Here is a 23,755-nt window from a genome sequence, read left to right on the forward strand (position 1 = left end):
CCATGCCCCTACCGTCGAACGCCTCCCGCGTCATACCCCGACCGCCGCATTGCTGCAATTTTTAGAGGCGCCCTAAGGGGCGAAAGCGCCACGTGATTGGCGGGGCCGGCATCCAGCCCCTGATCATAGATTGCGCTTGGCATCTGTCCTACCTCCTCCCCAGGAAATCCGGCCCAGGAAATCCGACGCGGCCGCCGGTCAGACCGCAGGCATCCGGTTTTCGACCATCTGCACATACCAGCTACACCCGAAGGGGATGGCGTTGTCGTCGAAATTATAGGCCGCCTGATGCAGCATCGGCGTGTCGCCGTTGCCGACAAAGATATAGGCGCCGGGCCGGGCCTCGAGCATATAGCTGAAATCCTCGCCGGCCATCATCGGCTGCACGCCGGTATCGACGTCGCCCGCCACGGCGCGCGCCGCGTCGGCGGCGTGACCGGTCATTTCGGCGTCGTTCACCGTCACCGGATAGCCGCGTTCATACACCACCTCGGCCCGGGCGCTGAAAGCGGCGGCGACATTCGTGGCGATGCGGATGATGCCTTCCTGAAGCTGGTCGCGTACCCCGGGGTCAAGGCTGCGCGCGGTGCCATGCATCATCACCACACCCGGAACGACGTTATGCGCCGTCGAATCCGTGGTCAGGACCGAGGTCGACACCACGCCGCTTTTCACCGGATCGACATTGCGCGCGACGATGGATTGCAGCGCCACGACGATATGGGCCGCGACCAGAAGCGTGTCGATCACGTCATTCGGCTTGCCCGCATGGCCGCCCCTGCCGATCACCTTGATGTCGAACTGATCGGTCGCGGCCATGATCGCGCCCGGACGGATGGCGAACTGCCCGACCGGGATGCCGGGCATGTTGTGCATGCCATAGAATTCGTCGATGCCGAACCGCTCGGCCAGCCCGTCCTCCAGCATCGCAAGGCCACCGCCGCCCCCTTCTTCCGCCGGCTGAAAGATCACCACGGCGGTGCCATCGAAATTCCGCGTCTCGGCCAGATATTTCGCGGCGCCCAGCAGCATCGCGGTATGACCGTCATGGCCGCAGGCATGCATGACATTCGCCGTGGTCGAGGCATATTCGACGCCGGTGATCTCATTGATCGGCAGGGCGTCCATATCGGCGCGCAATCCGATCACCCGGCCCGAGCGGTCGCTTTTGCCCTTGATGATCCCGACCACGCCCGTGCGTCCGATCCCCTCGACCACCTCGTCCACACCAAAGCCGCGCAGCAGTTCGGCGACGCGGCCGGCGGTGCGCTGAACGTCATAGTTCAGTTCCGGGTGTTGATGGAAATCGCGTCGCCAGCCGGTGATCTCGGGCAGCAGTTCGGCGAATCGGTTCTTGACGGGCATCGGGTCGTCTCCGCTTCAAAGGGCGTCGCAAGCCTTATCCAAACGACAGGCCAAGTCCAGAGACAGACCCTAAAGGCTTGGCCCCAGCTCGATCGCCGAGCCGTCGCTGAACCGGCCAAAGCGGAACCGGTGAAGATCGTGACCGGGGTCGCGCCCCATGACCAGATCGGCGGTGACGCGGCCGACGCCGGGACCGATCCCGAAGCCGTGGCCCGACAGGCCGGTCAGGATCGTCAGCCCGGGCAAGGGCGTGTGGTCAAGCACCGGCACCTGATCGGGCGTGGTCTCGATCATCCCGGCCCATGCCCGGGCGATGGCCGGGCGGCCCAGATCGGGAAAGGTCCGGGCGAATGCGTCGCGCAGTTTCTCGATCACCTTCATGTTCGGGGCCGGGTTCAGAACCCGCATTTTCTCGAACGGCGAGGGCTGATCGGCCGCCCAGCGGCGCGGCGTGCCCCAGCCATCCGGATAGCCCGCCGGCGCACGCGGCAGCAGCCGGGTGCCGGACAGATCGCGGCGGATCTGCGGCAGGAACAGGCGCAGGTTGCGAAAGCTGTCGGGGCCGATGAAATGTTCATGGAACGTGCCGGGCGCGAGCGTATAGCCGCCATCCGCGCGCCGCCGAAAGGCGAAACGGGCGTCCGCCGCCGCACCCGCCCAGAATTCCGGCAGCGGTTCCGTCGCGCAGACCGTCGCCCGCACCGAAAGCTGTGGCAGCCTGACGCCATGGGCGCGGGCGAAAAGTGCCGACCACGCCCCACCCGCCAGCACCACCCGCTCGGCGGCAATGCGGCCGTTTTCGGTCACCACGCCGGTCACACGCCCGGCCGAGATGTCGAGCGCGCGGACCGCGCATGCCTCGATCACCCGCGCGCCAGCGGCCTGCGCCAGTTGGGCGATCAGCGGGACCGCCACGAAAGGCTCGGCCCGCGCGTCCGAACCCGTCCACAGCCCGCCGATCCAGCCGGCGGCATTCGGCAGTTTTTCGTCCAGTTCGGCCCGGCCCATCACCCGGGTATCAAGGCCGTGGGTGCGCGCCGTCGCCATCCAGTCCTCATAACGCGCCATATCCGCGGCATTGTCGGCAAGGTACAGAACCCCGGTCTGCCGAAAGCCAAGCCCATGGCCGATTTCCTGCGCCAGCCCCTGCCACAGCCGCATCGCCTCCATCATGATCGGCAATTCGGCGAAGTCGCGCCCCTGCTGGCGCACCCAGCCCCAGTTCCGGCCCGACTGTTCGCCGGCGACGCGGCCTTTTTCCAGCACGACAACCCGCTGCCCGGCCCGCGCCAGATAAAGCGCCGTGCATATGCCCGCCACGCCGCCGCCGATCACGGCCACGTCGACCGCATCGGGCGGCGGATCCGCGAACCGCACCGGAGTGTCCAATCCAATCTGCGCGCCGGGTAATGCCATGCCTGCCCCCCAAAACCCTTTCCGGGCAGGCTGGTGCGATCAGCCGCCGGGCGCAAGGGGTTGGCGCTATGAAACATTCGGGTCGTGATTGCGATAATAGATTAATAATTTGAAATATGTGACTGTTAGATATTATATTTTACACAATTAACCCGGCACGCACGAACCCGATGGATGATCGCCCCGCCGTCTATTTCAGCACGGAAATGCGCGACTCACTGGACCGGCGTTTGCCGGCGGGTTATGGGCGACATTATGGAGACTCCGCGTTTTGCCCCTTTGCCCGACAGCCTGCCCGAGACGGTGCCGTTCACCGGCCCCGAAGCGATCGAGCGGCGGCGTGGCGGCGCTTTTGCGGCCCGGCTCGGGGCCAATGAAAACGGCTTTGGTCCCTCGCCCCGGGCGATCGCGGCGATGGCAGAGGCCGCGGCCGAGGCATGGAAATACGGCGATCCCGACAACCACGACCTGAAATTCGCGCTTGCGGCCCATCTTGGCGTTACGCCCGATCATGTCACGGTCGGCGAAGGCATCGACGCGCTGCTGGGCAATCTGGTGCGGCTGATGATCGCGCCCGGCGATGCTGTTGTGACCTCGAACGGCGCCTATCCGACCTTCAACTATCACGTGAACGGCTTTGGCGGCGATCTTTACCGCGTGCCCTATCGCGACGATCACGAGGATCCGGCCGCGCTGATGGCCGAGGCCGCAAGGGTCGGCGCGCGGCTGGTCTATCTGGCCAACCCGGACAATCCGATGGGAAGCTGGGTCACGGATGCCGAGATACAGGTGGCGCTGAACGCCCTGCCGCCCGGCTGCCTGCTGATCCTCGACGAGGCCTATGTCGAATTTGCTCCGCCCGAGGCTGTGCCCCGGATCAGCGTCGACGATCCGCGGGTGATCCGCATGCGCACCTTTTCCAAGGCCTACGGCATGGCCGGGGCCCGGATCGGCTATGCTTTCGGGGCGCCGGCGCTTATTCGCGGCTTTGACCGGATCCGCAACCATTTCGGCGTCAACCGGATCGCACAGGCGGGCGCGCTGGCCGCGCTGGCCGATAGCGGCTGGCTGGCGCAGACCCGCGCCAACGTCGCCCGCGCGCGTAATCGCCTCGGCGCCATCGCGGCGGATAACGGCCTGACGGCGCTTCCCTCGGCCACCAATTTCGTGGCCATCGACTGCGGCCATGACGGCGATTTCGCGCGGCGCGTGCTTGTCGCGCTGTCGGATGCGGGCATATTCGCGCGCATGCCGGGCGTCGCGCCGATGGATCGCTGCATCCGGGTCAGTTGCGGGCCGGACGATCAGCTTGACCTGTTCGCCAAAGCCCTGCCCGACGCCCTGCGCCAGGCGGGACAGACGCCGAGGCGATGAAACTCTGGTGCGGCGTGGCTGCGCCTTGGGTCAGCCCCACGGCGTTGCGACCGGACCAGATTCGCCGTGAAAAGCGGCGCAAAAGCGGTCCGACCTGCCTGATAATCGCAACTCGCTTCCAATCCACCCGGCGGATACAGCACCGGCCAGAGAATGATACGACACCGAAGGCGCGGATCGCCGCCAACACATGGCCGTGGAATAGACACCGGCTGCCCCCATTGCGGGATTCTACGTCCTGATTGCGCGGCGCCCCGGATCGTCAAAACGCTCCGGACCATGCCGCCGCAATCGGCGTTTTCGGATCAGGCCAGCCGGGCGATGACCTTTGCCGCCGCCTCGGTCGCGCCGGAGCCGTGCGGAATTTGAAGGGCGGTCATCCCGGCGTCCATGCAGGCGATCGTGCCCAGCATCTGATGCGCGCTGACATGGCCCATATGGGCGACGCGCAGCGCGCTGGCGGGATCGGCGGCGCCAAGACCGATGCCCAGAACCAGAGCGCAGCGGCTGTCCAGCCATTCGCGCAACGGCGTCGCGCGGCCGCCGCCGATGCGGATCGCGGTGACCGAACGGGCCCGGGCGTTCGGATCGTCCACCAGCGCCGCGATATCCCCGCCGCTGCCCCAGGCATCGACCGCCGCCCAAAGCGCCTGCGCCAGACCTTCGTGACGGGCGTATGCCGCGGGCAGACCCTCATCTTCCAAAAGCATGTCGAGCGCCTCGCGCAGGCCGAACATGTGCTGGACAGGGGCGGTGCCGCCCCAGAACTGCCAGCCCTCGACCGCGTCGGCGCGCGGCTGCCATGCCCAATAGGGCGGCGCCAAGCGGGCGGCCGCGCGGGCCCGGTCCGAAAACCACACGAAGGCCAGCCCGGGCGCCATCATCAGCCCCTTCTGGCTGGCACCGACCAGCACATCTATGCCCCATTCGTCCATCAACAGCGGCTCGCACCCCAGCGAGGCGATGGCGTCGACCGCGAAAAGCGCCTGATGCCCGGCGGCGTCGATCGCCGCGCGCAGCGCCGGGATGTCGTTTCTGACCGAGGTCGCGGTATCGACCTGCGTGGTCAGGATGGCGCGGATGCCGCCGGCGTCGGGCTGTTGCAACCGCGCGCTTAGCCGGGCCGGATCGGCGGGTTTGCCGCCGGTGAACTCCATCACCTCGACGTCGACGCCCAAAGCGCGGGCGCTAGCGGCCCAGCTGTTGCCGAAATGGCCCGAGGACAGCACCAGCGCCCGGTCCCCGGCCCGCAGCATGTTCACATTCGCGGCCTCCCACCCGGCATGTCCATTGCCGATATAGGCGGCAAGATTGGCGCTGGTCCCGGCCAGACGCTTCAGGTCGGGAAACAGCCCCTGCCCCAGTTCCAGCATCTGGTCGCCGTAGATGTCGGGCGCGGGGCGGTGCATGGCGCGCGCCACCCGGTCCGGCAGGGGCGACGGCCCCGGAATGGCAAGAAAGGGACGGCCTGCGGCAAAACTCATGACGGCTCCGGCGATGGTTCAGCTATCGGTATGGCCGCACCGGCCCAAGGTCAACGGCCCCCAACCACATGGCGGACCGCAGGGCGGAAAGTTTCGCGGTGTCTTTCCCCCGTCACGCCTTTCGGATATTTCCGGTCCCGATGCAGGTAGATGATAACACCATGAACTCCAGCGTCCTTTTCGGGCGCATCTGGCGTGATTACCTTGCGCGGCACTGGGCACGCATGGCCGCGGCCTTCGTCTTCATGGTCATCGAAGGCTCAACGCTTGCGATATTGGCGTGGATGCTGAAGCCCCTGTTCGACAAGGTTTTCGTCGGCGGTCAGGCCGGTCTGATCTGGTGGGTCGGCGGCGCGATATTCGGATTGTTCCTGATCCGCGCCATCACGCTTGTCATCAACCGCGCGCTTCTGACCAGCGTCTCGCTAAGCGTCGCGGCCGAGATGCAAAAGGATCTGCTGGCCCATATCCTGACGCTGGACGGCACGTTCTTTCAGAAAAACCCGCCCGGCGCGCTGATCGAGCGGATACAGGGCGACACGCAGGCGGTTCAGGGCATCTGGTCGACCTTCATCACCGGCACCGGCCGCGACGTGGTTTCGCTGGTGTCGCTGTTCGCGGTGGCGATCTCGATCGACCCGTGGTGGACCCTGGCGGCGATGATCGGCGCCCCGATCCTGATCGTCCCCACCGTTCTGGTGCAGCGATACGTGCGCCGCAAGACCCGCCAGACCCGGGCCGAGGCCAGCCATCGCGCCACCCGGCTGGACGAGGTTCTGCACGGCATCAGCGCGGTGCGGCTGAACCGGATGGAGGCCTATCAAAGCCGCCGTTTCGACGTCATCGTCGACCGCATCCGCAACGCCCAGATCAAGACCGCCGCCACCACCGCGCTGATCCCGGCGCTGATCGACCTCGTGACCGGGCTGGGCTTTGTCGGCGTTCTGGCCCTTGGCGGATCCGAGATTCTGCGGGGCGAACGGACGGTCGGCGATTTCATGTCCTTCTTCACCGCCATGTCGCTGGCCTTTCAGCCGCTGCGCCGGCTTGGCGGCCTTGCCGGGTCGTGGCAGACCGCCGCCGCCAGTCTGGAGCGCATCTATCGGCTGTTCGACACCCGTCCCACCATCACCTCGCCGGCGCAAGCGCGGACCACCCCGCCGCCCGATACCACGATCCGCTTTGACGATGTGTGGCTGTCCTATGGCGCCCATCCGGTGCTGCAGGGGCTCAGCTTCGTCGCCGAGGCGGGGCGGACCACGGCGCTGGTCGGGGCGTCCGGCGCGGGCAAAAGCACGGTGTTCAACCTGCTGACACGGATGGTCGACCCCGATCGCGGCGCGGTGACGATCGGCGGGGTTCCGACGCGCGACTTCGCGCTGCCGGTCCTGCGCGACCTGTTTTCGACGGTCAGCCAGGAATCGGCGCTGTTCGACGAAACCATTCAGGAAAACATCCTGCTTGGCCGGACGGATGTGCCCGAACAGACGCTGCGCCGCGCCGTCACCGCCGCCCATGTGAACGAATTCGCCGACCATCTGCCCAAGGGGCTGCTGACCCCGGCCGGGCCGCGCGGCTCGGGCCTGTCCGGCGGCCAGCGTCAGCGCGTCGGCATCGCCCGCGCCATCCTGCGCGACGCCCCGATCCTTTTGCTGGACGAGGCGACAAGCGCGCTTGACGCCGCATCCGAGCGCATGGTGCAGACCGCGATCGAGGATCTGTCGGTCGGCCGTACCACGCTGGTCATCGCGCACCGGCTGGCGACGGTGCGTCAGGCCGACAAGATCATCGTCATGGACCGTGGCAGGGTTGTCGAACAGGGCACCCATGCCCAGTTGATTGGACAGGGCGGCGCTTATGCGCGCCTGTCCCGTCTTCAGTTCTCGGAGTAATTGCCCGTGGATCGCCGCATCATCACCCTGACTGGTCCCGACGCAGTTGAGCTGTTGCAGGGGCTGGTGACGAACGATCTGAAGGACGCCCGCCCCGGCAGCATCACCTATGCCGCGCTGCTGACGCCGCAAGGCAAATATCTGGCCGATTTCTTCGTGATCGGGCGCCCCGACGGGCTGTGGATCGACGTCTCGGCCACGCTGGCCGATGACCTTCTTCGCCGGCTGTCGATGTACCGGCTGCGCTCGAAAGTCGAGATCGGGACCGCGGATGTGCCGGTCACGCGCGGCACCGGCCCGGCGCCCGCCGATGCGCTGGCCGATCCGCGCCACCCGGCGATGGGTTGGCGCCATTACGGCGGCGCGCCCGGCGACGGGACCGACTGGGATGCGCTGCGCGTCGAACATCTGATCCCGGAAACCGGCATCGAGCTGATCCCCAACGACAGCTATATCCTCGAGGCCGGGTTCGACCGGCTGCATGGCGTCGATTTCCGCAAGGGCTGTTACGTCGGCCAAGAGGTGACCGCCCGCATGCGGCACAAGACCGAGCTGAAAAAGGGCCTGATCCGTGTCGCCATCGACGGCGCGGCCCCGGTCGGCACGCCGATCACCCTGCCCGACGGGCGCGAGGCGGGCGTCTTGTTCACCCAATCGGGCGGCAAGGCCATCGCCCATATGCGCTTTGACCGGCTGGGCGGTCCGCTGTTCGCCGGGGACGCGCAGGTCCGGGCGGCATGACCGGCCCGGCGGAGGAAGGGCAGCCGCCCGTCCGCCGCATCGTCCATGTCGACATGGACGCGTTCTATGCCAGTGTCGAACAGCGCGACGACCCGGCCTTGCGCGGCCGCCCGGTGGCCGTCGGCGGGGTGCGGGAACGCGGGGTGGTCGCCGCCGCCAGCTATGAGGCGCGGACCTTCGGCGTGCGCTCGGCCATGCCCTCGATGCGGGCGCGCCGGCTGTGCCCGGACCTGATTTTCGTCAAGCCGCGCTTTGACGTCTATCGCGCCATCTCGCAGCAGATCCGGGCGATTTTCGCCCTGTTCACCCCGCAGATCGAGCCGCTTTCGCTGGATGAGGCCTATCTGGACCTGACCGATCATCTGGCGCCCGGCCAGACCGCAACCGCTGTCGCCAAGCAGATCCGGGCGCTGATCCGGGCCGAAACCGGGCTGACCGCTTCGGCCGGGGTCAGCTATAACAAGTTTCTGGCCAAGCTCGCCTCGGACCAGCGCAAACCCGACGGACTGTTTGTCATCCCGCCCGAGGCCGGCCCCGGTTTCGTGCTGGACCTGCCGATCGAGCGGTTCCACGGCGTCGGGCCCGCCACGGCGCAGCGCATGCAGGCGCTGGGGATCATGACCGGCGCCGATCTGCGCGCCCGGCCGCTGGAGTTCCTGATCGCGCGGTTCGGCAAATCCGGGCAATATTACTGGAACGTCGCCCGGGGTATCGACCACCGGCAGGTGCGCCCGGACCGCATACGCAAGTCGATCGGCGCCGAGACGACCTATTTCGAGAACCTGACCTCGGGTCAGGCTCTGCATGAGGCGCTGGAGCCCCTCGCCGACAAGGTCTGGCGGCATCTGGCGGATGGCACGGTCGGGCGGACGGTGACGGTCAAGATCCGCTATGGTGATTTTCACCAGATCACCCGCGCCCGCACGCTGGATCATCCGGTGCGCGATCTGGCCGAGTTGCTGGCGGTCGGCCGCGACCTTGCGGCGCCGGCCCTGCCCGACCAGCGCGGCATCCGGCTTTTGGGGATCACGCTTTCGGGATTGTCGGGCCCGTCGGACAACGCACCCGAAACCACCCAACTGGACCTGTTCGACCGGACCTGACCGGCCGGCGCCGATATGACGCAGGGTTTTTTTCGGGTCCGATGCTTAAACTTTCCTATCCGGTGCCTATTTGTGCCAAAACAGGCAACTCTGGCAGGGTCGGCGACGTTAACCGGAAAGCTTCCGCATCGCCAAACAACGTTTTCGGCGATGTCAAGATGTCGATTGGGGGATGAAAATTGGCGTTCTTGACAAATGTCAGGCGAATAATTTGTAACAATAGAGGTGATTGTAACAAGAATTTCGCATAGCTTCGCCAAGTATTGCTATATTCGCATGCCTGTCATGCGGCAAAGCCAATACCGAATCAGGTCACAAATGCCCTATTTGTAGCAGCCTGCCGCCAATTACCAGGCGTAGATGCGCCACAACAGGGCATCGGCCGCGAAAGCCCGACGACGGCGTCGGTGACAGCGCGTTCGATAAGGCAAAACAGTTTGGGAATCAGGACGATAAAAATGCGCGATTATGTAGATGGGTCAGCTTTTAACTACGAACAGGGTCAGCGCGCCCGCAAACTGTTTGCCGCCGTGGTTCTGGCCGCGCTGGATGACGCGATCGCCGATGACAAGAAATACGGCAACGGCCCCGATCAGATCGCCCGCTGGGCCCGGTCCCGCGACGGGCGCGAGGTTCTGTCCTGCGCCGGGATTGATCCGAATGAACGGGTCGTGAAAGGCCTGATGGAATTCGTGTCGAAAGGCGTGCGGACCTCGGTCGCCCTGTCGCGCGAGGAAAGCGAGCGCCGGCTGGCCGCGGAAGAAGCCGAGGCCGCCTGATCGACCCCGCCGCCCCTGCCCGGTGATTTCGGGCCGTTGGTTTTGGGCCAATGGCTTCGGGCCAGTAGTTTGCGGTCAGTGTTTTTTGGGCCTGTGCTTTAGGATCGATGTTTTCGGGCCTGTGGTTTTGGGCCAGTCCTTTCGGGTCAGTGTTCTCGGGTCGATGTTTTCAGGCGTGGCGGGCGGTGCCTCGGGGCAGTTGGGCGATGAGTGCCTGATCGGTCGCCCCCCCGCGCGCCGCGATCAATTCATCGGCGGCAGATTGCGCGGCAGTATTGATCCGGCCCGGCACTCAGCCGGGCCTTTCGTTTTTTCGTGGGTTTAAAGGCACTCGCTTCCGATGCGTGCGGGCCCAGTGCGTGCGGGCGCGCCCCCTTGCCAGCGCCCCCTTGCGAGCGCCCCCTTGCGAGCGACGGCTGAAACGCGGTTTCCGCCCATGCGTCACCACGACATGCGACGCCGACATCTCGCCGGCTTTTGACCCCGGGGGCTGCAAAGACGCTCAGCTCAGCCCGGCGGGCACCACGTTGCGGGACACAGCCGGCCCCGGCAGCGAGGCCGCGACCGCCCCGGTTCCCGGCGTAAGCGGCAATGCGCGCAGATCGGCCCGCAGAACCTCAACCTGACGGGACTGGGTCACGACGGCATTGGCCACCTCGAGCCGGATCAGATGGCGAAGATTGCGGCCGAACCGTCCGCCGGTTTCGCCCTGCAACTCTGCCCGGATCACGTCGCGGATCAGGGTGCGCAACGCCGACCCGGCCGGCAGATCGGCATCATCGGGCGAGAACAGCCGCAGGTGCAGATCATCGGGATATGCCGGGTCCGCAGCGGGATCAGCCGACGGATCGGCGGCCCCGGGCAGCACGGCCCGGCAATCCGATCCTTCGGTTTCGGACATTGCGCAATAATCCGCCCGCATCGGCAGATCCGCCGCAGCGACCGCCCGGATCATCCGGTATTCGCGATCCGCCTCGGATTCAGCCTCGGCGCCGGTTATCGGCAATGCCGGCGCGGCCAGCCCGTTCCCGGAAGCGGGCCACCCGTCCGCCGGGGCGCATTCGGCGCCGATACCGTCACCACAGGGCGGTTCGCCGACGATTTCCGAAACATCCCCGGCCGCCGCGATTCCGGCCGGCAAATCCTGCGAGTGTCGATGTGCGACCCGGTGGCGCGCGGTCATCGGAAAAGCCGTCACCACGTCGCCGTCGAACATGGAAAGCCCGCCGGATAGACGCCCGCGCGGCGGCGCACCGCCCGGTTCCCGGTCGGAATCATCCGAGACGAACGCGGCGAAATCCGCCAGCGCCTGCGGGATCGACAGCGGTCCGACACCCGTCATCGGCGGAACCCCGGGCGACGTTTCGGATTGCGCGGCCTCAACGTCCCCCGCCAGATCGTCCCCCATCAGATCGGGGGCTGGCAGCTCGGGCGCCACCAGCGTGTCGGAATTGAGCACCAGCCGCAGCGGCTCGGGCGCGCGCATCGCCTCGGCTGAATGGGAACCGGCCGATGGGGTGCGCGCAGCGACAAGCCGCCGAATGGCCCCCAGCACATCGCCGGAATTGTCGTCCCCAGCGCCGAAGTCGGGATGCACGCTCATTTCCTCTGCCCCCCGGCCGGAGGCAGAAGGCCCGCGTTATTGCTTGCCGATGGCGCGCAGCACCCGGTCGAGGCTTTGGCCTTGCGTGCTGGTATGCGGGGCGTTCTTGACCGAATTGTAATATGCCGATGGGTCATATGTCGGAATTCCCAGTTTCAGGTTTTCTACCGTCAACAGACCCATAGCCGACAAAAGTTGATAATGTGCTAACTGGAGATCGGCATCCGCGGTGATCTTGTTGGCCCGCGCCTCCAGCAGCGATTGTTCGGCGTCAAGAACGTCAAGCGTGGTGCGCGCGCCCAGCGTCGCCTCTTCGCGCACCCCGTCATAGGCAAGCTGCGCGGCCGCGATCTGCTCGTTGATCGCCTGAATTTGCGCGCGCGCGACGCTGATATTGGCCCAGGCGGTGCCGACCTGCTGGGTCACGCTTTTCGCCGTGGACAACAACTGAGCCCGCGCCGCATCCCGCTGCGCCATGGCCTTGCGGTGCGCGGCCGGCACGCGGCCGCCGGAATAAAGCGTCTGCGACAGCGACAGGCCGGCGCTGTGCTGACGGTTGCCGTGCTGGTCCAACTGCGCCGTGGCCGAGCCGCTCAGCGTCGGGCGACCTTGCGCCGCCGCGAGTTCGACCTGCAATTCGCTGACCGCCGCCTGACGCTGGGCCTGCCGAATCGCGGGGTGGGTTTTCTGGGCGATGGTCTGCGCGGCCTCAAGCGTCGCCGGCATTTTGGGCAAGGGCGGCGGGGCCGAGAGGTTTTTCGGATAGTGGCCGGTGATCGCCTTATAGGCTTCCGAGGCGACCTCAAGCTGACCGACGGCGGCGGCGCTGCTGGCGCGGGCCTGTGCCAGCGCGGCCTCGGCCTGCGACACGTCGGTGCGGGTGATCTCGCCGACCTCGAAACGGTCGCGTGCGGCGCGTTCCTCTTCGCCGATCACGCGGACCGAGTTCCGTTGCAGTTCAACCTGTTGCGAGGCGCTGCGCACGTCCAGATAGGCCTGAACCGCGTTCAAAAGCACCGATTGCTCGATATTGATCAAAAGCTCGCGCGTGGCCAGAACCGTTTCCTTGGCGATATCGGCGCCCAGTTCCGACCGGCCGAAATCGAACAGCGTGATTGACGCGGTCAACCCCATCGCCGTGGTCAGCTTGCCCTCGGCCAGCGAGCTTTTCATATACTGGCTTTCAAGCGCCCAGGTCACGATGGGACGAACCGCCGCGACGGCGGCGGCGACATCCTCATCGGCGGCGCGCAACAGGGCGCGGTTCTGATCCAGCAGCGACGAGGTGCGATAGGACGACACCATCGCATCGGCGAGTGACTCGGCCCAGGAAGGCATCACGGTCGCGCCGACCAGCAAAGCGGCAAGGACGGGTCGCCTCAGGGCCCTGAGTATTCCACGCTTGGTCATGCCATGCCTTTCGTCGTTTCTTATTATGCTTTTGCCAGTTCAGCCATCCGCATCGTCACAGCGAAAAGCCGGCTGGCTCGGAAAAACCGGGCAAAACCGGGGCGGTCGCGTTGAAAGCATAGCGCCAATTCATGCGCCCGTCGATGAAATAGCCGATACGCACCACACCCAGCGAGCCTTCACGGAAGATTGCGGCAATTCGGCCACCGGGGCGCAGTTGCGCGATCAGCCGCTCGGGGATGATGTTGACGCCGCCTTCGATCAGGATGGCATCGAACGGCCCCTGCTTCGCGGCGCCTTCGACCAGCGGCCCGGCGATGACCGCCGCGTTGTCGACCGCCTCGGCCGTCAGGTTTTCCTGCGCCTGCCTGGCCATGTCGGCATTCTCCTCGACCCCGACGACGGCCTCGGCGATTCGCGCCAGAACGGCGGTGGAGTAGCCAAGCCCGCAGCCCAGATCCAGAACCAGATCGCCGGGCTGGATCGACAATTCGTCGATCATCTTGGCCAGCGTGCGCGGGTCCAGCAGAAACCGGTTGCCGCCGATATCCAGATTTTCGCCGGTATAGGCGACATCGCGGCGCGCGGCCGGAACGAACACCTCGCGCGGGATCGCCAGCATCGCCGCGATCACAGGGAATTTCGTGACGTCGCTGGGGCGGACCTGCGTGTCGACCATCACGGTGCGCGCGCGCGCGAAATCGGTCATAAGGGCAATCCTGCTGATGCTTGTGTCGTGAACGGGTTTTGCCACAAAGGTCGGGGTTGGGCAACGGTCCCCGGCGCAATCCGCTGCGCCGATCCGCCGCCCCTATCCGCCGCCCCCGATCCGCCGCGCGCGCCAAGCGATTGCCGCTTGCACCAGCAACGGCGATCCGATAACCCTGCGGCACCTCGAAGCGGCGGGTTGGCGGAGAGGTTACGCAGCGGATTGCAAATCCGTGAAGACCGGTTCGATTCCGGTACCCGCCTCCACAAACCTTCCGGCTTCGGACGGCAATTCCCGGCGCTGCCCCGCGCGGCGGTTCAGCGGCCGCGCCGGCTCAGATCCGGCAGATTTCGGAGCGGGTCAGGAACCGTTTTTCGCGCCCGTTATCCAGGCTGAACATGCCGCCCCGCCCGGCCACCACGTCGATGATCAGATCGGTGTGTTTCCATGTCTCGTACTGGCTGGCCGAGATGTAGAACGGCGCGCCCCCGATTTCGCCCAGCTTCACATCGCGCTCGCTGATCCGGAAATCGTTCTGCGGATAGCACATCGGCGAGGATCCGTCGCAGCAGCCGCCGGACTGGTGGAACAGAACCGGGCCGTGATCGGCGACGATTTCGCTGATCAGTTGCAGGGCTGCGGGGGTGGCGGTGACCGTACCCATGGCATTCTCCTTTCATCCTTGATCCGGCTGCGGGATCTTTTGGGTCATTCTGCGCCCGGCTTCCCTTTCCGGCAACCGTCCCGGGCCGCATGGTTGATATATCGCCCCTGCCGGTTAAGCTCGGCGGCGGCAATGCCGGGGTGACGCGGGGGGTAAAGATGCAAGCGGCGGTTTTCGATGTTTTCGGCACGGTGGTCGACTGGCGCGGCGGGATCATGCGCGCGGTCGCGGATTTCGCGGACCGGCACGGGATCGACGGGATCGACGCGGGCGCCTTTGCCGATGCGTGGCGGCGCCGCTATTCCCCCGCGATGGAACAGGTCCGGTCGGGGAAAAGGGGTTTCGTGCGGCTTGACGTGCTTCATTACGAAAACCTGATCGAGACTTTGGCCGAGTTCGGGCTGAACCCGGCGGATTTCGACGCGGCGACGCTTCAGGACCTGAACCACGCCTGGCATCGCCTTGATCCGTGGCCCGATTCCGTCGCCGGGCTGACAGCGATGAAATCGCAAATGATCATCGCACCCTTGTCGAACGGCAACGTCAGCCTGCTTTTGAACATGGCGAAGCGCGCCGGGCTGCCGTGGGACGCGATCCTTGGCGCCGAGATCGCCCGCGCTTACAAGCCCCAGCCCGAGGCCTATCTGCGGACCGCCGAGATACTGGACCTGCCGCCGGCGGATATCGTCATGGTCGCGGCACATAACTCCGACCTTGCCGCGGCCCGAGCCTGCGGTTTCCGGACCGCTTTTCTGCCCCGCCCGACCGAGCATGGTCCCGGGCAAACCACCGATCTGCGGGCGGAAAGCGACTGGGATTTCGTCGCCGCCGATCTGGTCGATCTGGCGGGAAGGTTGGCCGCCGGACGCTAGCCCGGCGGCCCTGACACAGGGCACGGGACGGACACGGGCGGGTTGCGCGGGCTGTAGCCAACCCATACAGCGCCCCTTGTGCACATCCCGGAACAACAACACCCCGGAAACACGGCGGGAACGGGCCTTGCGGCCCGCCCCCTTTGACATGTGATGCCCGATCAGAAGAAACCGAGTTTCTTCGGGCTATAGCTGACCAGCATGTTCTTGGTCTGCTGATAGTGATCCAGCATCATCTTGTGGTTTTCGCGCCCGACACCCGACTGCTTGTAGCCGCCAAAGGCCGCATGCGCCGGATAGGCATGATAACAGTTGGTCCAGACCCGCCCGGCCTTGATCGCCCGGCCGAAACGATAGGTCGTGTTGACGTCGCGCGACCAGATGCCCGCGCCAAGACCGTAAAGCGTGTCATTGGCGATCTCGAGCGCCTCCTCGGGCGTCTTGAAGGTCGTGACCGAGACCACGGGACCAAAGATTTCCTCTTGGAATATCCGCATCTTGTTGGAGCCTTTGAACACCGTCGGCTTGATGTAATAGCCGCTGGACAGCTCGCCCCCCAGATCCGCGGCCTCGCCGCCGGTCAGAACCTCGGCGCCCTCCTTCCGGCCGATATCCAGATAGGACAGGATCTTTTCCTTCTGCTCGCTGGATGCCTGCGCGCCGATCATGGTGTCGGCGGCGCGCGGATCACCCTGCCGGATCGCCTCGACCCGCTTGATCGCGCGCTCCATGAACCGGTCATAGATCGATTCCTGGACCAGTGCCCGCGACGGGCAGGTGCAGACCTCACCCTGGTTCAGCGCGAACATGGTGAAGCCTTCCAGCGCCTTGTCGAAGAAATCGTCATCCTCGCGCGCGACGTCGGCAAAGAAGATGTTCGGCGACTTGCCGCCCAGTTCCAGCGTCACCGGGATCAGGTTCTCGGCCGCGTATTGCATGATCAGCCGGCCGGTCGTGGTCTCGCCGGTAAAGGCGATTTTCGCGATGCGCGGGTTCGAGGCCAGCGGCTTGCCCGCTTCCAGCCCGAAGCCGTTCACGATGTTCAGGACACCCGGCGGCAGGATGTCACCGATCAGGTCGGCCCAGACCATGATGCTGGCGGGGGTCTGCTCGGCCGGCTTGATCACCACGCAATTGCCTGCCGCCAGCGCGGGCGCCAGTTTCCAGCAGGCCATCAGCAGCGGAAAGTTCCACGGGATGATCTGGCCGACGACGCCAAGGGGTTCGTGGAAGTGATAGGCGATGGTGTCGTTGTCGATTTCCGAAATCCCGCCTTCCTGTGCCCGCAGCACCCCGGCAAAATAACGGAAATGGTCGATGGCCAGCGGCAGGTCGGCGGCCATCGTCTCGCGGATCGGCTTGCCGTTGTCCCATGTTTCCGCCGTGGCCAGCAGCTCCAGATTGGCCTCCATCCGGTCGGCGATACGCAGCAGCATGTTCGAGCGCTCGGTGGGCGAGGTCTGGCCCCATTTCTCCTTGGCGGCATGGGCGGCATCCAGCGCCAGTTCGATATCCTCGGCGTTCGAGCGGGCGATCTCGCCCACCTCGCCGCCGGTGATCGGGGTGACGTTCTTGAAATACTTGCCCGAGCGCGGCGCGACCCATTTGCCGCCGATGAAATTGTCGTAGCGGGCGGCGAAAGGCAGCGTGCTGACGCCCTTGAATTCGATGGACTGGTCGTTCGGCATGGTCTTTTCCTCCTCCAGAAACGGTTGAACAGCCGGGTTGCGCCGGTGTTGAGGAAAATCTGCGACCAGCGCGGCAGCCGTTCAATCGGGTCAAGGGGGTCATGGGGCGCGACTGTCTCAACAGTGAGACAGTGACGCGGATTTTTAACCGGTCCGGGGTCTATTTCTGCGCGACACCCAGCCGCGCCATGCGCCGGTACAGCGTCGCCCGGCCAATGCCAAGCGCCCGGGCGGCGGCGGTGACATTGCCGTCGCTGCGCGCCAGCGCCCGGGCGATGGCGGTGCGTTCACCCTTGTCGAAGCCGCCCATGTCATCTTCCCGCAAGAGCAGGTCGACCGCCGGCCGGGGCCGCAATTCACCCTCGCGGGTCAGGCCAAGCGCCTTGCGGGCGCTGCGGGTGGCGCCGATGGTCAGATCGTCCTTGTCCACCGCGATCAGCGCCGGAGAACCAAAGGCTTCGGCATGGGCGACCACGATCCGGGCGTCGGGAAAGCTGGCGCGGAACAGCATCGCCTCGATCGTCGCGGCGGTCTGGACGACCTGCGCCTCGATCAGCCGGCCATAGTGATCGGTCTTGCCGACCCGGACCGAGCTGACATCCAGCGCCGCGATCAACTGCCCGTTGGGTCCCCAGATCGGCGCATCCATGCAGGACATGGCGGTGTTGCGGGTGTGGAAATGCTGGTCGCGGTCGATGGTCACGGCGCGCCCCTCGGCAAGGCAGGTGCCGATACCGTTGGTGCCTTGGGCGGATTCGGCCCAGTCGAACCCCTCGCTCAGCCCCCAGTCACGGAACTGGCCGGCATCGCCGTCCCGCACCCTTTGCGCGATCACCATGCCCTCGGCATCGGTCAAAAGCACGTTGCAGCCGGTCAGCCCGACCAGTTCAAAAAGCTGGTCGAGCGGCGGGGCGGCGATGTCCAGAAGCAGCGCATGAGCCTGACGGCGGGCGGTCAGTTCGGCCTCGGACAGCCGCTCGGGCGGCCGGGTCTCGGCGGGGTCGAGCCCGTATTTCATCAGCGAGCGTCGCCAGGACGAGACCACCGCCGAACCGGCACGGTTCGACAGCGATTGTTCGGCCACGATATCGGCATGCGATTTCGCCATCGTGATTCCTCCCCCAGCGACATGGGCACGCTTTGCGCTCAGCATAACAAACATGAACCGCGACGGCAGTGTTTTATGCGTGAAGGGGCGGCGTGCCGCATCCGGCCCCTTTGCGCACGGCGGCGGGGCGGCTAAGACGGGCGGCATGAGCGTAAGCCTGACGATCTATGCGACCCTGAGCCGGCTTGCCGGCACCCTGCTGCGCGGCGCCGCCTGCTTGCGGCCCGACAGCGTGCTGGCGCGGCGGCTGGCGGTCGACGACGACGCCGGGGCGCCGTTTCCGGTCGGCGGGATCTGGGTGCATGGGGCCTCGGTCGGTGAACTGGTCTCGGCGCGGGCGCTGGTCGGGGCGCTGCGGGACGCACTGCCCGAGCTGCCGCTGGTGATCACCGCCAACACCTCGACCGGGGTCGCCGCCGCCAAGGCGTGGGACCTGCCCACAGCGGTGGTGCGGCTGGCGCCCCTTGACGTGCCGGGGGCGGTCGGGCGGTTTCTGGACAGCTTTCGCCCGGCGCTGATGCTGACCATCGAGAACGAGATCTGGCCGAACCGCGCCGCCGCCGCCCGGGCGCGCGGCATTCCGCAGGTCGTGGTCGGGGCGCGGATGTCGGCAAAATCCGCCGCGCGCTGGGGCCGGCTGCCGGGGGTGATCGGACCGGCGCTGTCGGGCCTTTCGGCCCTGTCGGCGCAGGATCAGGACAGCGAGGCGCGGCTTCTGCGTCTTGGCCTGTCGCCGAACGCGGTGCTGCCGCGCCTGAACCTGAAGCTGCTCGCCCCGGCCGAGGTGGCCCGCCGCCTGCCCCCGGTGACCCATCCGGCGCGTGCCCGCACCTGGCTTGCCGCCTCGACCCATGAGGGCGAGGAGCGGGTCGTGCTTGACGCCCATGCGCAGGCCCTGCGCAGCGTTCCCGATCTGCGGCTGATCCTGGCGCCGCGCCACCCCGACCGGGCCGATGCCGTGGCCGCCCTTGTCGCGGCGGCCGGTTTTACGCCCAGCCGCGAATCTCTTGGCCAGCCGCCCGGCGCGGTCCATCTGGCCGACACGCTGGGTCAGATGCCGCGCTGGTATCAGGCCGCCGGCATCTGCCTGATCGGCGGCACGCTGACCGACCGGGGCGGTCATACCCCGTGGGAACCCGCGGCCTATGCCTGCGCGCTGCTGGCCGGTCCCGACACCCGCAACCATGCCGAGGGGTTCGCGGCCCTTGCCCGGGCCGATGCGATCGTAAAGGTGACGGGGCCTGCCGATCTGGCCCGGAACCTGGTGCACCTCGCCAGCCAGCCGGCCCGGCAGGCGCAGATGGGGGCGGACGCAAGACTGGTGCTTCTCGGCAACGCCGGCGACCCGTCCGGTCTGGTGTCCCGCATCGTGGAACTTGCACCGGCGCGCGCCGATACCGATATCAATTAGGTCAATATTCGACGTGAGGTCCGACACCGATGATCCGCTATGATCTGAACTGCGACAAAGGGCATCGCTTTGATGCTTGGTTCCGATCCTCGGCCGATTACGACGGCTTGCGCGCCGCCGGGCAGGTGGAATGCGCGATTTGCCGCTCGACCACGGTCGAAAAGGCGCTGATGGCGCCGGCGGTGCCGGCCGGCACAGTCGCGGCGGCGCCCGAGGCCGGTCCCCGCGCGCTGAGCCAGCCGCGCAACCCCGCCGAGGCCGCCCTTGAACAGTTGCGCCATCATGTCGAGACGAACTCGGATTATGTCGGCATGTCCTTCTCGGCCGAGGCGCGCGCCATGCATGACGGCGACATCCCCGAGCGTCCGATCCATGGCGAGGCACGCCCCGAGGATGCCCGCAAGCTGATCGAGGACGGCATTCCGGTGGCCCCGCTTCCGTTTCGCCCGCGCTCCAGGACCAACTAGGGCGCGGCGCGGCGGCGCGATGATTTCGCCCGCGCCGCATGCTCTTGCCCTTTCACCGCAGCGCGCCTAAGAACGCGCCCGATGTTTTCGCGGGACGGGAGCCTTTGATGCCGCTTCTGGTAATGAAATTCGGTGGCACCTCGGTCGCGGATCTGGACCGCATCCAAAATGCCGCCAAAAAGGTGCAGCGCGAGGTCGCGCGGGGCTATGACGTCATCGTCATCGTCAGCGCCATGTCGGGCAAGACCAATGAACTGGTCGGCTGGGTCGAAGGCACCTCGCCCATGTTCGACGCGCGGGAATATGACGCCGTTGTGGCCTCGGGCGAGAACGTGACGGCGGGGCTGATGGCGCTGACGCTTCAGGAAATGGACGTGCCGGCGCGAAGCTGGCAGGGCTGGCAGGTGCCGATCCGCACCACCGCCCAGCATTCCGCCGCCCGCTTCGTCGAAATCCCGCGCCAGAACATCGATGCGAAATTCGCCGAAGGCATGAAGGTCGCCGTGGTCGCGGGCTTTCAGGGCGTCTCGAACGAAGGCCGCATCACTACGCTGGGCCGGGGCGGCTCGGACACCACCGCCGTGGCATTCGCCGCCGCTTTCGGGGCCGAACGCTGCGACATCTATACCGATGTCGACGGCATCTATACCACCGACCCCCGGATCAGCGGCAATGCCCGCAAACTGGACAAGATCGCCTTCGAGGAGATGCTGGAGCTTGCCAGTCTTGGCGCCAAGGTGCTTCAGACCCGATCGGTCGAACTGGCGATGCGCTACAAGGTAAGGCTGCGGGTCCTGTCCTCGTTCGAGGATACGGACGACAATTCGGGCACTCTGGTCTGCGACGAGGATGAGATCATGGAATCGAAAGTAGTTTCTGGCGTCGCCTATTCCCGCGACGAAGCCAAGATCACGCTGGTCACGGTCGAGGACCGGCCGGGCATTTCCGCCGCGATCTTCGCGCCGCTGGCCGATGCCGGGGTCAATGTGGACATGATCGTTCAGAACATCTCGGAAAAGGATTACGAGGATCATCCGGGCGCGGTCACCGACATGACCTTCTCGATCCCGGTGAACCAGGTCGAGCGCGCCCGCAAAGCGATGGAGGATGCCCGCGCCAGCGGCCAGATCGCCTATGACGAGCTGGTGGTCGACAAGGACGTGGCCAAGGTCAGCGTGGTCGGCATCGGGATGCGCAGCCACGCCGGTGTCGCCGCGCGTATGTTCAAGGCGCTTGCTGCCGAGAATATCAACATCAAGGTCATCGCCACCTCCGAGATCAAGATTTCCGTGCTGATCGACCGCAAATATATGGAACTGGCGGTTCAGGCGCTACATGATGCATTTGAGCTTGAGAAAGCCGGGTAAGGGGGGCCGCGCCCCGGCAACCAGCAGTTTATGGGGGCGTTGATGGCGGATCGGAAGGACAGCGAAAGCCGCAAGCTGCTTCGGCGGTTGCGTGACACGCTGGCCGCCCCCGGCGGCGGTCAGGACCGGCTGGACAGCATCACCCATCAGATCGCGGATTCGATGGGCACGCAGGTCTGCTCGATCTACCTGTTCCGCGATCCCGCCACGCTGGAGCTTTGCGCGACCGAAGGTCTGCGCGCCGAATCCGTCCACAAGACCCGCCTGCGTCTGGGCGAGGGTCTGGTCGGCCGCGTCGCCCGCACCGGCCGGCACGTGAACACCGCCGATGCGCCCTCAGAGCCGGGTTTCCGCTTCATGCCCGAGACCGGCGAAGAGGTGTTCCCCAGCTTTCTGGGCGTGCCGATTCAGCGCGTCGGGGAAAAGCTGGGCGTTCTGGTGGTCCAGTCGCGGGATTCGCGGCTGTTCACCGAGGACGAGGTTTACGGGCTGGAAGTGGTGGCGATGGTTTTGGCCGAAATGGCGGAACTGGGCGCGTTTCTGGGCGGCAGCGAGGATTCCCTGCCCCCCGCACACCGTTTCCCGACCATGTTTCGCGGCGCCACCGGACAGGAAGGCGCGGCCGAGGGGCGGGTCTGGCTGCATGACCCGCGCGTCGTCATCTCGAACCCGGTCGGCGACGATCCCAAGCGCGAAAAAAAGCGCCTGATCGAGGGCGTCAATACCCTGCGCCAGACCGTCGACGCGCTTTTGGCCGACGCCGATATGGGCGGCGAGGGCGATCATGCGCAGGTGTTCGAATCCTACCGGATGTTCGCCCATTCCCGCGGCTGGCTGCGGCGGATGGAGGAGGACATCGACCTTGGCCTGTCCGCCGAGGCCGCGGTCGAAAAGGAACAATCCGTCGCCCGCGCGCGGCTGGAAAACGCCTCTGACCCCTATTTGCGCGACCGGCTGCACGATCTGGACGACCTGTCGAACCGGCTGTTGCGGATCCTGACCGGTCAGGGCAGCGACACCGGGGCCGAACTGCCCGAAAACCCGATCCTGATCGCGCGCAACATCGGGCCGGCCGAACTGCTGGAATACGGCCGCAAGCTGCGCGGCGTGGTGCTTGAGGAAGGCTCGGTCGGCAGCCACGCGGCCATCGTCGCGCGCTCGCTGGCGATTCCGCTGGTCATCCACGCCACCCGCATCACCACCGAGGCGCTGAACGGCGACCCGATCCTTGTCGATGGCGACATGGGTCTTGTGCATCTGCGCCCCGAGGAGCCGGTGGCGGCGGCGTTCCGCGACAAGATCGCGATGCAGGCCGAGGCGCTGAAACGCTATGCCGACCTGCGCGAGCTTCCGGCGACGGCGCGCTGCGGCACGCGCATCAACCTGATGATGAACGCGGGGCTGATGGCCGATCTGCCCTCGCTTGTCGGATCGGGCGCCGAGGGTGTGGGCCTGTTCCGCACCGAGCTTCAGTTCCTGATCCGCAGCCATGTGCCCCGGCGCGGCGAGCTCGCGTCGATCTATGCGCGGGTGCTGGACAGCGCCAACGGTCTGCCGGTGATCTTCCGCACGCTCGACATCGGATCGGACAAGGTGCTGCCCTATATGAAGCCGCAGGACGAACCGAACCCGGCCATGGGCTGGCGGGCGATCCGCGTCGGTCTGGACAAGCGCGGCGTGCTGCGGATGCAGTTGCAGGCCTTCATCCGGGCGGCGGCGGGTCGTCCGCTGCACGTCATGTTCCCCTTCATCGCCGAGATGAGCGAGTTCGAAGAGGCCCGGCGGGCGCTTCTGCTGGAAATGGCGCGCGAGCAGCGGCTGGGCCACGAGATGCCCAGCGACATCCGCGTGGGCGCGATGCTGGAAACGCCCTCGCTGGCCTTCGCGCCGCGCAAGTTCTTTGAAATGTGCGATTTCATCTCGATCGGCGGGAATGACCTGAAACAGTTTTTCTTTGCCGCCGACCGCGAGAATGAGCGGGTGCGCCGCCGCTATGACACGCTTGACACCAGCTTTCTTTCGCTGATCGAGCAGATCGTCAACCGCTGCGCCGAGGCCGACACGCCGCTTTCCTTCTGCGGCGAGGATGCCGGCCGGCCGATCGAGGCGCTGACGCTGGCAGCACTCGGTCTGCGCCGGCTGTCGATGCGCCCGGCCTCGATCGGACCGGTCAAGCACCTGATCCGCCGCACGGATCTGGGCCAGTTGCGGCAGGTCATCGACGAGGCGCGAAGCGCGGGCGCGACCAACCTGCGCCCCGCCGTCGCCGAATGGCTGGCCACCCAGCAAGAGTGATTTGCCG

19 protein-coding genes and 1 tRNA gene are annotated in these 23,755 nt (G+C 66.3%); 11 read left to right on the forward strand and 9 right to left on the reverse strand.

Translation table 11 applies throughout. The features are described from left to right. Positions 1 to 198: 198 nt before the first annotated feature. Positions 199 to 1,365: a M20 aminoacylase family protein gene (locus tag ACFSCT_RS16100; protein WP_379144445.1), complete on the reverse strand. Its 1,167-nt coding sequence runs from the start codon at positions 1,363 to 1,365 to the stop codon at positions 199 to 201. 69 nt (positions 1,366 to 1,434) lie between these two features. Next, positions 1,435 to 2,781: an NAD(P)/FAD-dependent oxidoreductase gene (locus tag ACFSCT_RS16105; RefSeq protein ID WP_379144447.1), complete on the reverse strand. Its 1,347-nt coding sequence runs from the start codon at positions 2,779 to 2,781 to the stop codon at positions 1,435 to 1,437. 255 nt (positions 2,782 to 3,036) lie between these two features. On the opposite strand from ACFSCT_RS16105, the gene ACFSCT_RS16110 reads away from it, so the two are divergent. Then, positions 3,037 to 4,155, forward strand: coding sequence for a pyridoxal phosphate-dependent aminotransferase (locus ACFSCT_RS16110; protein WP_379144449.1), 1,119 nt, complete (start codon positions 3,037 to 3,039; stop codon positions 4,153 to 4,155). Positions 4,156 to 4,460: 305 nt separating this feature from the next. On the opposite strand, the gene ACFSCT_RS16115 is transcribed toward ACFSCT_RS16110, so the two are convergent. Beyond that, positions 4,461 to 5,639, reverse strand: coding sequence for a pyridoxal-phosphate-dependent aminotransferase family protein (locus tag ACFSCT_RS16115; protein ID WP_379144451.1), 1,179 nt, complete (start codon positions 5,637 to 5,639; stop codon positions 4,461 to 4,463). 161 nt (positions 5,640 to 5,800) lie between these two features. Here ACFSCT_RS16115 and ACFSCT_RS16120 point away from each other — a divergent pair, with 161 nt between their 5' ends. From ACFSCT_RS16120 to ACFSCT_RS16135, 4 genes are all read left to right on the forward strand, one after another. Continuing rightward, complete coding sequence (locus tag ACFSCT_RS16120) at positions 5,801 to 7,531, forward strand: ABC transporter ATP-binding protein (protein ID WP_379144453.1); 1,731 nt, start codon at positions 5,801 to 5,803, stop codon at positions 7,529 to 7,531. Between the two features lie 6 nt (positions 7,532 to 7,537). Then, positions 7,538 to 8,272, forward strand: coding sequence for a CAF17-like 4Fe-4S cluster assembly/insertion protein YgfZ (gene ygfZ, locus ACFSCT_RS16125; protein WP_379144456.1), 735 nt, complete (start codon positions 7,538 to 7,540; stop codon positions 8,270 to 8,272). Next, positions 8,269 to 9,375 (forward strand): DNA polymerase IV, encoded by a 1,107-nt coding sequence (dinB, locus tag ACFSCT_RS16130; protein WP_379144457.1) that lies wholly within the window; start codon positions 8,269 to 8,271, stop codon positions 9,373 to 9,375. Before ygfZ ends, dinB begins: the two co-directional genes overlap by 4 nt. A gap of 458 nt (positions 9,376 to 9,833) precedes the next feature. Next, positions 9,834 to 10,154, forward strand: a complete 321-nt coding sequence (locus ACFSCT_RS16135; RefSeq protein WP_379144460.1) for a DUF6280 family protein — start codon at positions 9,834 to 9,836, stop codon at positions 10,152 to 10,154. Positions 10,155 to 10,656: 502 nt separating this feature from the next. On the opposite strand, the gene ACFSCT_RS16140 is transcribed toward ACFSCT_RS16135, so the two are convergent. Genes ACFSCT_RS16140 through ACFSCT_RS16150 form a run of 3 tightly spaced genes read right to left on the reverse strand, consistent with a single transcriptional unit; the run spans position 10,657 to position 13,876 of the window. Continuing rightward, complete coding sequence (locus ACFSCT_RS16140) at positions 10,657 to 11,757, reverse strand: hypothetical protein (RefSeq protein WP_379144463.1); 1,101 nt, start codon at positions 11,755 to 11,757, stop codon at positions 10,657 to 10,659. Positions 11,758 to 11,793: 36 nt separating this feature from the next. After that, complete coding sequence (locus tag ACFSCT_RS16145) at positions 11,794 to 13,167, reverse strand: TolC family outer membrane protein (protein WP_379144465.1); 1,374 nt, start codon at positions 13,165 to 13,167, stop codon at positions 11,794 to 11,796. 55 nt (positions 13,168 to 13,222) lie between these two features. Next, positions 13,223 to 13,876 (reverse strand): protein-L-isoaspartate O-methyltransferase family protein, encoded by a 654-nt coding sequence (locus ACFSCT_RS16150; RefSeq protein ID WP_379144467.1) that lies wholly within the window; start codon positions 13,874 to 13,876, stop codon positions 13,223 to 13,225. Between the two features lie 192 nt (positions 13,877 to 14,068). Between ACFSCT_RS16150 and ACFSCT_RS16155 the strand changes: the two genes are divergently transcribed. Beyond that, positions 14,069 to 14,142, forward strand: a tRNA-Cys gene (locus tag ACFSCT_RS16155). Positions 14,143 to 14,210: 68 nt separating this feature from the next. Here ACFSCT_RS16155 and ACFSCT_RS16160 read toward each other — a convergent pair. After that, positions 14,211 to 14,540: a DUF779 domain-containing protein gene (locus tag ACFSCT_RS16160; protein ID WP_379144469.1), complete on the reverse strand. Its 330-nt coding sequence runs from the start codon at positions 14,538 to 14,540 to the stop codon at positions 14,211 to 14,213. Between the two features lie 89 nt (positions 14,541 to 14,629). On the opposite strand from ACFSCT_RS16160, the gene ACFSCT_RS16165 reads away from it, so the two are divergent. Beyond that, positions 14,630 to 15,412: a haloacid dehalogenase type II gene (locus ACFSCT_RS16165; protein ID WP_379144470.1), complete on the forward strand. Its 783-nt coding sequence runs from the start codon at positions 14,630 to 14,632 to the stop codon at positions 15,410 to 15,412. 161 nt (positions 15,413 to 15,573) lie between these two features. Here the strand turns inward: ACFSCT_RS16165 and adh are convergent, their stop codons facing one another. Continuing rightward, positions 15,574 to 17,100 carry an aldehyde dehydrogenase gene (adh, locus tag ACFSCT_RS16170; protein ID WP_379144473.1) on the reverse strand — a complete coding sequence of 509 codons (1,527 nt, stop codon included), beginning with the start codon at positions 17,098 to 17,100 and terminating at the stop codon, positions 15,574 to 15,576. A gap of 160 nt (positions 17,101 to 17,260) precedes the next feature. Further along, entirely contained in the window at positions 17,261 to 18,208 is a 948-nt protein-coding gene (locus ACFSCT_RS16175) for a GAF domain-containing protein (protein ID WP_379144475.1), read from the reverse strand. A gap of 145 nt (positions 18,209 to 18,353) precedes the next feature. On the opposite strand from ACFSCT_RS16175, the gene ACFSCT_RS16180 reads away from it, so the two are divergent. The 4 genes from ACFSCT_RS16180 (at position 18,354) to ptsP (ending at position 23,748) form a co-directional block, all read left to right on the forward strand. Then, a complete protein-coding gene (locus ACFSCT_RS16180; RefSeq protein WP_379144476.1) occupies positions 18,354 to 19,619 on the forward strand; it encodes a 3-deoxy-D-manno-octulosonic acid transferase in 1,266 nt (421 codons plus the stop codon). Between the two features lie 29 nt (positions 19,620 to 19,648). Then, a complete protein-coding gene (locus tag ACFSCT_RS16185) occupies positions 19,649 to 20,086 on the forward strand; it encodes a DUF1178 family protein (protein ID WP_379144478.1) in 438 nt (145 codons plus the stop codon). A gap of 107 nt (positions 20,087 to 20,193) precedes the next feature. Beyond that, positions 20,194 to 21,453 (forward strand): aspartate kinase, encoded by a 1,260-nt coding sequence (locus tag ACFSCT_RS16190; RefSeq protein ID WP_379144480.1) that lies wholly within the window; start codon positions 20,194 to 20,196, stop codon positions 21,451 to 21,453. A gap of 42 nt (positions 21,454 to 21,495) precedes the next feature. Next, complete coding sequence (ptsP, locus tag ACFSCT_RS16195; RefSeq protein WP_379144481.1) at positions 21,496 to 23,748, forward strand: phosphoenolpyruvate--protein phosphotransferase; 2,253 nt, start codon at positions 21,496 to 21,498, stop codon at positions 23,746 to 23,748. The last annotated feature ends 7 nt before the right edge of the window (positions 23,749 to 23,755 follow it).

The sequence above is a fragment of the Paracoccus pacificus genome (genome assembly GCF_042680785.1).
In the GTDB taxonomy this organism is placed as follows: Bacteria; Pseudomonadota; Alphaproteobacteria; order Rhodobacterales; family Rhodobacteraceae; genus Paracoccus; species Paracoccus pacificus.

Bases quoted from the DNA above. Each gene is read 5' to 3' on its own strand.
- ACFSCT_RS16100 (WP_379144445.1), bottom strand. From the start codon at position 1,365: ATGCCCGTCAAGAACCGATTCGCCGAACTGCTGCCCGAGATCACCGGC.
- ACFSCT_RS16105 (WP_379144447.1), bottom strand. From the start codon at position 2,781: ATGGCATTACCCGGCGCGCAGATTGGATTGGACACTCCGGTGCGGTTC.
- ACFSCT_RS16110 (WP_379144449.1), top strand. From the start codon at position 3,037: ATGGAGACTCCGCGTTTTGCCCCTTTGCCCGACAGCCTGCCCGAGACG.
- ACFSCT_RS16115 (WP_379144451.1), bottom strand. From the start codon at position 5,639: ATGAGTTTTGCCGCAGGCCGTCCCTTTCTTGCCATTCCGGGGCCGTCG.
- ACFSCT_RS16120 (WP_379144453.1), top strand. From the start codon at position 5,801: ATGAACTCCAGCGTCCTTTTCGGGCGCATCTGGCGTGATTACCTTGCG.
- dinB (WP_379144457.1), top strand. From the start codon at position 8,269: ATGACCGGCCCGGCGGAGGAAGGGCAGCCGCCCGTCCGCCGCATCGTC.
- ACFSCT_RS16135 (WP_379144460.1), top strand. From the start codon at position 9,834: ATGCGCGATTATGTAGATGGGTCAGCTTTTAACTACGAACAGGGTCAG.
- ACFSCT_RS16140 (WP_379144463.1), bottom strand. From the start codon at position 11,757: ATGAGCGTGCATCCCGACTTCGGCGCTGGGGACGACAATTCCGGCGAT.
- ACFSCT_RS16145 (WP_379144465.1), bottom strand. From the start codon at position 13,167: ATGACCAAGCGTGGAATACTCAGGGCCCTGAGGCGACCCGTCCTTGCC.
- ACFSCT_RS16150 (WP_379144467.1), bottom strand. From the start codon at position 13,876: ATGACCGATTTCGCGCGCGCGCGCACCGTGATGGTCGACACGCAGGTC.
- ACFSCT_RS16160 (WP_379144469.1), bottom strand. From the start codon at position 14,540: ATGGGTACGGTCACCGCCACCCCCGCAGCCCTGCAACTGATCAGCGAA.
- ACFSCT_RS16165 (WP_379144470.1), top strand. From the start codon at position 14,630: ATGGTTGATATATCGCCCCTGCCGGTTAAGCTCGGCGGCGGCAATGCC.
- adh (WP_379144473.1), bottom strand. From the start codon at position 17,100: ATGCCGAACGACCAGTCCATCGAATTCAAGGGCGTCAGCACGCTGCCT.
- ACFSCT_RS16175 (WP_379144475.1), bottom strand. From the start codon at position 18,208: ATGGCGAAATCGCATGCCGATATCGTGGCCGAACAATCGCTGTCGAAC.
- ACFSCT_RS16180 (WP_379144476.1), top strand. From the start codon at position 18,354: ATGAGCGTAAGCCTGACGATCTATGCGACCCTGAGCCGGCTTGCCGGC.
- ACFSCT_RS16185 (WP_379144478.1), top strand. From the start codon at position 19,649: ATGATCCGCTATGATCTGAACTGCGACAAAGGGCATCGCTTTGATGCT.
- ACFSCT_RS16190 (WP_379144480.1), top strand. From the start codon at position 20,194: ATGCCGCTTCTGGTAATGAAATTCGGTGGCACCTCGGTCGCGGATCTG.
- ptsP (WP_379144481.1), top strand. From the start codon at position 21,496: ATGGCGGATCGGAAGGACAGCGAAAGCCGCAAGCTGCTTCGGCGGTTG.